Annotated in this window: 9 protein-coding genes; all 9 read right to left on the bottom strand. The window is 40.9% G+C overall.

Annotation, left to right across the window (positions count from 1 at the left end):
* Window positions 1-590: sigma factor regulator N-terminal domain-containing protein (locus HP552_RS03755; protein WP_175394297.1), on the bottom strand; the 590-nt coding region annotated here is incomplete at its 3' end.
* Window positions 583-1,077 (bottom strand): RNA polymerase sigma factor, encoded by a 495-nt coding sequence (locus tag HP552_RS03750; protein ID WP_175394296.1) that lies wholly within the window; start codon window positions 1,075-1,077, stop codon window positions 583-585. The genes HP552_RS03750 and HP552_RS03755, both read right to left, overlap by 8 nt.
* A 209-nt stretch (window positions 1,078-1,286) precedes the next feature.
* A complete protein-coding gene (locus HP552_RS03745; RefSeq protein WP_175394295.1) occupies window positions 1,287-2,252 on the bottom strand; it encodes an RNA polymerase sigma factor in 966 nt (321 codons plus the stop codon).
* A 315-nt stretch (window positions 2,253-2,567) separates the two neighbouring features.
* Window positions 2,568-2,729, bottom strand: coding sequence for a hypothetical protein (locus tag HP552_RS03740; RefSeq protein ID WP_175394294.1), 162 nt, complete (start codon window positions 2,727-2,729; stop codon window positions 2,568-2,570).
* A gap of 128 nt (window positions 2,730-2,857) precedes the next feature.
* On the bottom strand, window positions 2,858-3,715 hold the full coding sequence (locus HP552_RS03735) for a hypothetical protein (RefSeq protein WP_175394293.1): 858 nt from the start codon (window positions 3,713-3,715) through the stop codon (window positions 2,858-2,860).
* Window positions 3,716-3,837: 122 nt separating this feature from the next.
* A complete protein-coding gene (locus HP552_RS03730; protein WP_175394292.1) occupies window positions 3,838-5,040 on the bottom strand; it encodes a DUF4179 domain-containing protein in 1,203 nt (400 codons plus the stop codon).
* Window positions 5,012-5,605, bottom strand: coding sequence for an RNA polymerase sigma factor (locus tag HP552_RS03725; RefSeq protein WP_175394291.1), 594 nt, complete (start codon window positions 5,603-5,605; stop codon window positions 5,012-5,014). The genes HP552_RS03730 and HP552_RS03725 overlap by 29 nt, the downstream gene beginning before the upstream one ends.
* Before the next feature lie 248 nt (window positions 5,606-5,853).
* Window positions 5,854-7,071: an outer membrane protein assembly factor BamB family protein gene (locus HP552_RS03720; RefSeq protein WP_175394290.1), complete on the bottom strand. Its 1,218-nt coding sequence runs from the start codon at window positions 7,069-7,071 to the stop codon at window positions 5,854-5,856.
* A 42-nt stretch (window positions 7,072-7,113) separates the two neighbouring features.
* On the bottom strand, window positions 7,114-7,524 hold the full coding sequence (locus HP552_RS03715; protein ID WP_175394289.1) for a carboxymuconolactone decarboxylase family protein: 411 nt from the start codon (window positions 7,522-7,524) through the stop codon (window positions 7,114-7,116).
* Window positions 7,525-7,555: the final 31 nt, after the last annotated feature.

Below are 7,555 nucleotides of genomic sequence, written 5' to 3'. Positions count from 1 at the left end.
TGCTTTACAGTATAATTCGTGTCGAGGGAGATACCCAACTCAACCAACTTCTGTTCATCCATCTCATTAAGCTTTGGAAGCTCGTTAAGATAGTTCTCGTACTTCACAAGTGGAAGGTAGAACATCATCTCCCGTTCACCATTGTAGCGATTAAAGGGTCTTTCATACTTAAATCCCTTTTCTTTCATGACCGGGTCTGGAAGTTGCAAGTCAGAATAATCTCCAGGTGGGCGTGAAAAACTACCCCATGAACTAAATTCGTATGTTTCCTCACCCCAGATGACCGGTACTCCCTCTACAAGCTTATACGTTCGATAGTCAAGGGTTCCATGAAGAAAGCCGTAGTCAAATTGAGAACCTAAAACATACTCGTTGGGACCACTGATTGCTTTGAGCTTCTCAATGTCACGCAGCGCATTGTCTGAACTTCTGTACTGCAATTGTAAATTTAAAAACCACCCTCCGGTAAGAATAAATAGCGTAATTGCAAACGAAATACTAATGTTTCTTAAAATCGTTCGACGTCGTGCCCTTCTAACTAGTAACGACAGCTCAGCTCCATCATCAAAGTTTGACTTTTCATCATTCATCGTATAATCCTCCATACTTTTTCTGAAATTGCTTGCGCGCCCGAAATAAATATGTCTTTACCATCTCCTCTCGCATACCTACCAGATCGGAGATTTCTCGATAACTGAAATTAAGCTCGTATTTCAAAATGAGCAACTGCTTATAGATTGGATTCAGTGCATCCATCACATGCTCAATCTCTTCTCTCCGTTCCTTACGCAACAGGATTTCCTCCGGGATTTCACTACCTTCCACGGTTGGCTCTTGATCCAACCACTCAATTCTTTTTCGCTTGCGAAGCATATCATAGTATCGATTGAGCGCTACCCGGTATAGCCAGGCTGAGAACTTTTCTGGCACGATGGAATCAAGATAAAGGAGCCCTTTATATACCGTGTCCTGAATAATATCTTCGGCGTCAGCCCTGCTCGCTCCCAAGCGAATCAAGTACTGCTGAATATGCTTCATTTTATTCTGCATTAGCTGCAACATCCGCTCATTATCCACTTCCAACCTCCCTTCAATCTTTACAACGTTCTGAAGGGTCATATGTATACAAGAGTCATCAATCTATTGAGTACACTGCCCGTTAACTGAACAAGGCAGCTGATCACAAAGACCAGCTGCCTTCTTATTATTTATTGTGCTAACGTTTCCCGTTAGCTTAATATCATGTATTATTAATTAACTTTCTCATTATAATTGTTGGACCTATTCTACCAGTTATATCCGTATAAATCTTTATCTTCATCCATTTTTATTTGGAGCTTATTTGCGGCCCATAGAAGAAGATCTTTACAAAAATAATAACTTCGATGTTTAACAATGTAGTTATCATTAATTTCAACTGTAGTTATATCCCACAAGACAGGGCCGCTTTCCGTTTCTTTAGTAAAAACGATGGCTCCTTTTCCCCAAAGTTCAATATAACTGGAGGATAAATTCTGTTTCGTGCCACCGCTTGCCCAGTCTCCCATTGAGTTTTTACGAATCTGATCTTTTCCGATATCCAATCCCCTGCCAACTACCTCATTTGTTGCATATTCCGCTAACATTGTTCCAATGGCTTGAAAGTCTCCATTAACAAACGAGTCCATATATTCCTTTATTACTTGTTTTTTCTCCCCAGACAAGGGAATGTGCTTTAACTCATCTTCTTTATTATGTTGACTATGCAATTTCTTCATGTTATTTCTCGCTCTTTGCAACAAAGAATATACAGCTCCCTCGGTAGAAGCAATAATTTCAGCTACCTCTTTTGCAGTAAAATTGTATATATCAACTAATAATAGGACTGAAGTTTGTTTAGGCGGTAGTACTTGTACCATTGTGTCTATTGCATCGTATAAGTCGCTATAAGACACAGACTTCTCTGCATAAGTGTTCTCAGGGTGAATCTCCACTGTCTCTAATTTATTCTTTCTAATGCTATCCATCCAGGTATTGGTTGCAATTCGAAATATATAACTTTTGGGATTTAACGCTTGCTCAACTCTACTAAGGGATGAAAAGGATTTTAATAATGTTTCCTGTAGCAAATCCTCAGCATCCCAAGGTGAACCCGTTAATTTCAAACAATAATTCCAGAGTGTACTTCGATAAGGTTGAATAACCTTGTTAAAAGCATAATTAATTTGTTGCATCTGCTTACTAATTGATAATAAGTCGTCACTCATACTCATTGATTCCCTCCTAAAACTTCTCTTATATATAAGACGATATATAATTGTAAAATTATACGGCTAATAAATTTTACAAATAATATATCATGTCAATTCGGATTAACGTTCATTTGAATCAATATTTTATTTAAGTTATATTTCACCATCGTAGCATCAATCGGCTAACTACTTCACGCCGTAGTATTAAAACTAACCTGCCCGTTAGTTGAATGAAATGAAGGACAAGAACTTGTACCGGTATAGTAAAAAAGCCGCTAAAATAGCCACTTCAATAGGACCATGTTCTTGTCCCTCGACACCAGTTATATAGATTCATCATAAGGACAAAACAGAGTAAAACATCTCGTCTGCTTCAAGAGATCTACCTCTAGAGTACATGACCTCTATGGCTTTAGGGATTTCAAGGGAGGTTGGTCTTTTTACCATCAACCTCTCTTTGTCATTTCCGTCAAAAATAAGGTTGATTTTTACTGCCATAGAAAAAACACCTCCAAAATTGTCTCCAAATCTCAGGACATGGCTACATTTTCTTGAAGGTGTTTTCATTTTTCTCACGTTATGGGGTTAGTCCCCATGGACACTTCACGTATTGAAAAATTTCAGGATTATAGGTATTTCACTCCAATGGAGTAGAACAGACCGTCTGAATTGAAGTTACCTACAATGGTAGGGGCTCCTTTTTTCTCAAAAACAACGCGGTCAGATGGGAAAGCACCCTTTGTTGCTTTGTATCCGGTCAGATCCACACCAAGCCAAGCTTCGGCCTGTTCTGCTGCTTGTGCTAGTAGCTCCTTTTCGGTGAGGGCTTTGATGCTTTTTTCATATTTATCAATTACCTCCTGATCCTTCTCAAACAGATCATCTGCCAAGGCTCTAGCGTTTACACTTTGAACATTTAGAGTCTTTTTGTCGATCTCGATCCACGTCCCGAATTCACCGTCCACGAACATGAACTCATACACTTGCTTAGCACCTTTTTTAATAAGAGAGACACCGCTCAGCTTGCCTTGCTCCACACCTTCCATCTTATCGAAAACAGCATCCACAGCACGTTGTACTGAAGAGTCTACCGTTTCCAGCTGGATTGACTCGGAAGTGTGACTGAGCTTGTCCTCTTGGATGTGGTAGGTCATTTTACCAGTGCTGATGCTAGCACTACTAATTTTCCCTTTTGCATCAATAAGAACATAGCTATTAGGGGATTTTTTAACGGAATAGGACCATTCCGTCCCACCTAAGAAATCACTTTGGTCAAGTTTATAGGCAGTGCCTGTTATTTTCTTTAATGTTTGCTCAGCTTTCTTGACTGCCGCAGCAGGTGCAGTTGTTGCAGCTTTTTCAGTTGCAGAGACCGTTTTATCGACACTGGCTGCACTTGTCGGTGTTTGAGAATATCCCAACGTAGTGGCACCAATGATTCCTGCTAACGCTACAGAGCTTAGTACTTTGTAAACCTTTTTCATTATGTTCCCTCCATATTGTTTAATTTGTTTTACACCTATATAACGATCATGAACTCGTCGATTGTGACAAATAATAATTTTTCATACTCCTACAGGGTTAGAATCACCTCAAACCAATCCTATTATTGAACAATCGGGATCGTCATTTCCAGATCTTTGTGATAGGTTTTAATCGACTGTCCCTCGTGATCTGAAACCACGCTCCAATCTTTTTTCACGGTCAGCGTGTACGGTTTGATAGTGATGGATTTTGGTGTTTTGCCAAACGGCTTGTATGTCTCGTCTTCATGATATTTGGTGCCTGGGCTGCTATGGAAGTAGCCAACTATATTCTGCTGTACCTGATTCCCGTCTTGATCCACGATGTCGTAGTACATTTTGGTTGCACTTAAATCACCAGTCTGTTCCGGTGTTTCAGGTACTTTCCCTTCACTGTCCAGAACCAAACGCGTGGTTACCGAAGTCAGATCTACCTGACTGACTGTGTAGCTGAACTCTCCGTTGCTTTGCGTTTGATTGGGATGAAGAACAATAGAATCTTTCGCCAAGTTTTTGACTGGTACGACAAACTCAAACGGCTCCTGAATTCCACTTACATTCAGCTTTACTGTCATATCAAAACTTTCAGGAAGATTTTTCTCCGTCAATCCCTTCGTTATTTCATACATAGCCATGTTTGGTATGTTTTGTCCATCTGGCGTCTTGCCTACATAGTCAGTGAAACTTCCAAAAAACTTGCTATGCTCTTCAATTTCGATATCTGGTATCGCGAGATAACCTTTATTTTGCAGCTCTATGGGTGTGGTCGGAATAAGCTTTCCATTTTCGTCGGTAGCTCCTTCGGGCGGATAGAGTGAAATCATATTTTCGTCATCAATACCCTGACGTTCAATGGCAAAAGCAAGCCGCGTTCCATCGAACATCACTTCTTTAATGCTTAATGTTACCCCATTCTTGGTTACGGTTAGGTTCGGCAACGTCGTCAGCCCAGTTGTGCTGGCTTGTTTCAAGCTGCTGTCAGCATTATATTCGAATACGTTACCGATCCAAGGTACGTTTTTCAAGGCATCTGCCATAACAGGCGACACGAAGCCGCTACCCATCACCAGCACCCCAAGCATAGCTGCAGATGTCATGCTAACAAGCGTCTTCTTTTTCCAGCTTCCTCTTTGAACGGGTTCTCTTCTCCTTCTGTTTTCCATACGATCCAACCTCTCCATAATTTGATTAGCATAGCTTTCTTGCGGCATCTTAATCTGTTTTACCGTTCTTCTAATTTGTAATATTTGCTCTTCTTCATTGAGTTCTGAGCATTTGTTGTTCATGGGTTACCCCTCCCTTAATCTTTTTTTGTTGAATTAATTTTCGCCTAACTCGTTCATATTTCTTGCGCAGCGTTGCTGGTTTGCAGTCCATGATTTGTCCAATTTCCTCGAAACTGTATTGTTCTACTGCTCTCAGCAGCACGAGATTCTTCTCTTCTCTCTTCAAATTCATAAGCAGTTCTTCTACCTCAGCTACATTTGCGCTTTGGCGATGCTCTTCCATCAACTGAAGCTCATTTTGGAGTGATAGGGTCTTTCTCTTTAGCCGAATTGTCTTTCTGGACATATCCAAGCAATGGTAGTAAGCCACTTTGTACAACCATGATTTGAATGAAACCTGTTGTTCATATTTATGGATCGACCGATACACCTTTATAAAGACCTCTTGTAATGCATCTTCAGCTTCCTCACGATTTTTCAAAATGTAATAACAATAAGTATAGATTTGACGCTCAAACTCACGAATGATGACAACAAAAGCATCCTTATTTCCTTTTTTGGCATCCTCCACGATGGCTTCAATATTCTGTATCAACTCTTCTGTCTTTGGGACTAAGTAATCCATAATATCACCTCCCTTTGCCCTGTCCTCACTTGTTATAACGTGCTGAATATTGCGTTATGTGACATTCGCGAAAAAAAGAATGTCCACAGATTTGATCTGTTAAAAGAATTCGATATGGATGGTTTAGAAATAAAAAAAGCCGCTAGTTAGCGACTTTGTCTATCGTAGAGCCTATCTGCGAGTTCCTAGGATTTGCGTTACTCTAACGGTTTTAGCATAAGTTCGTACATCGTTCTCGCTACGATCTATTATTTTCTATTGACCGGCGATGTTACCTTTACACCACTAATATTGGCTCCGTGCTGGATGATCATCACGTCCTGTCCGACGAGAGTTGATAATGGATTTCCTTTGTAATGTACAGCAGCTAAAGTTTTGCCGTTTTCCGTATCTAAAGCGATTTGTTTTCCATTATTCAAACTGATATATGCAACACCATCACGGTTTGCGAATGACCAATCCACTACTGGAGCATCGAAGGTGTAAGTTTTATCAGGCTCTTCGCCGGAGCGGCCATCCACTGGAAAACGTGAAATCACGGCTTGCTTTTGCTCGTCATCGTACCTTCCAATGATATAAAAGTAATCTCCATCCGAGACAACATCGGATGCACTTTGCATTTCCACAAAATCTACCGGGACATACGACCGGGTGGCCGTTACAGTTCCATTGCTTAAACGAATTTCGTCAATATTTGCAGCATAACCAGCATCAATGCCGCTCGATTCATCGCGAGAATATAACGTTTGGCCGTCTGAGTAAAGAATATCCTGATGATTTCCATCGGTTAGTGTCCATTTTACTTTGCCGCTCTTTGCCTCAATTCCTTGTAATCCACTCGTCGTCAACGCACCTGAGATGGTAGTAGACACCACAAGCATATCTCCGGTTTGAAGAAGGTTGAATCCGTGATTGTTACTTTTTGTTTTCCACTTTACCTTTCCGTTGGAAGCATGGTATGCCGTCAATCCATATTCATCCCCGACATAGATCACTCCATCGGCCAGATGTAGGCTATAATTTGAATACCGCTCTCCCTTTTTGGGACTTACTTGCGTTTGGACTTTCCATTGCAGCTTGCCTGATTTGGCATTCAGCTTTAGAAGTTGTCCCTTTGCATCCGTAAACCATACCGATTGACCATCCGTTACCGTCTGGGATACTGCCGAGGCTTGAACTGTCCAGCGGGTCTTGCCAGCAAGGGCGTCAAACGCAATATACGTATTGCCAACGGTATAATATAGATCATTCTTCAATAATGTGGCCCTAGTATTTATTTTATTCGGGTCTCCTACCGTTTTGGTCCAAAACGGTTTCAGATTTATAGATGTATGATTAACTGCTGATGCGGCTGATACATGGCCTAAGCCAATCTCATAAAATGCAGAAGCTGGCGATAAGAATAGCGCTGCTGCAACACTAGTTTTAACAAGACTAGATAACGTTTTTTTTGTAGTTACTTTCATTACTCTTCTCCTCCAGTTCATTCTAGATTGAATAAGAGACCATTATTCAGGCTGTAAATCCATGATTGCCCCGAACATTTGGGATGCTGTGGTGAAGCAAACGAACGAACAAAGTTCGGCAATCTCCGTCTCTGAAAACTCTTGTCTCAACACATCAAATGTCGCCTGATTAATGGAGGAACGATGGTTCAGAAACAGCTCGGCAAAACCCACCGCAAGGCTGATCTTTGAATCTTTTTGATCCATTACGGCCTTTCCTTTAGCCTGACAGTACTTACATCCATTACCGAATGCTAGCGTGCGGCGAACTTGTTCTTTTAAATCACCATCTAATTCACCATCTTGATAGAAAGACTGTTCAAGTTTGGTCCAGTTCTTTAGAATCTGTTCATTGTGACCCAACAATTGCTGAAACGGGGTGTCACCTGTACTGGAGTAAGATATACTTGGCAATTCGTCTACCTCCTATTCCATATCATTCCAA

The sequence above is a fragment of the Paenibacillus xylanilyticus genome (assembly GCF_013359935.1).
In the GTDB taxonomy this organism is placed as follows: domain Bacteria; phylum Bacillota; class Bacilli; order Paenibacillales; family Paenibacillaceae; genus Paenibacillus; species Paenibacillus xylanilyticus.
This window is presented reverse-complemented; position numbering and strand designations above follow the sequence as displayed.

Excerpts from the sequence above, each read along its gene's own strand:
- HP552_RS03735 (WP_175394293.1), bottom strand. The coding sequence starts at position 3,715 with ATGAAAAAGGTTTACAAAGTACTAAGCTCTGTAGCGTTAGCAGGAATC.
- HP552_RS03725 (WP_175394291.1), bottom strand. The coding sequence starts at position 5,605 with ATGGATTACTTAGTCCCAAAGACAGAAGAGTTGATACAGAATATTGAA.
- HP552_RS03720 (WP_175394290.1), bottom strand. The coding sequence starts at position 7,071 with ATGAAAGTAACTACAAAAAAAACGTTATCTAGTCTTGTTAAAACTAGT.
- HP552_RS03740 (WP_175394294.1), bottom strand. The coding sequence starts at position 2,729 with ATGGCAGTAAAAATCAACCTTATTTTTGACGGAAATGACAAAGAGAGG.
- HP552_RS03730 (WP_175394292.1), bottom strand. The coding sequence starts at position 5,040 with ATGAACAACAAATGCTCAGAACTCAATGAAGAAGAGCAAATATTACAA.
- HP552_RS03745 (WP_175394295.1), bottom strand. The coding sequence starts at position 2,252 with ATGAGTATGAGTGACGACTTATTATCAATTAGTAAGCAGATGCAACAA.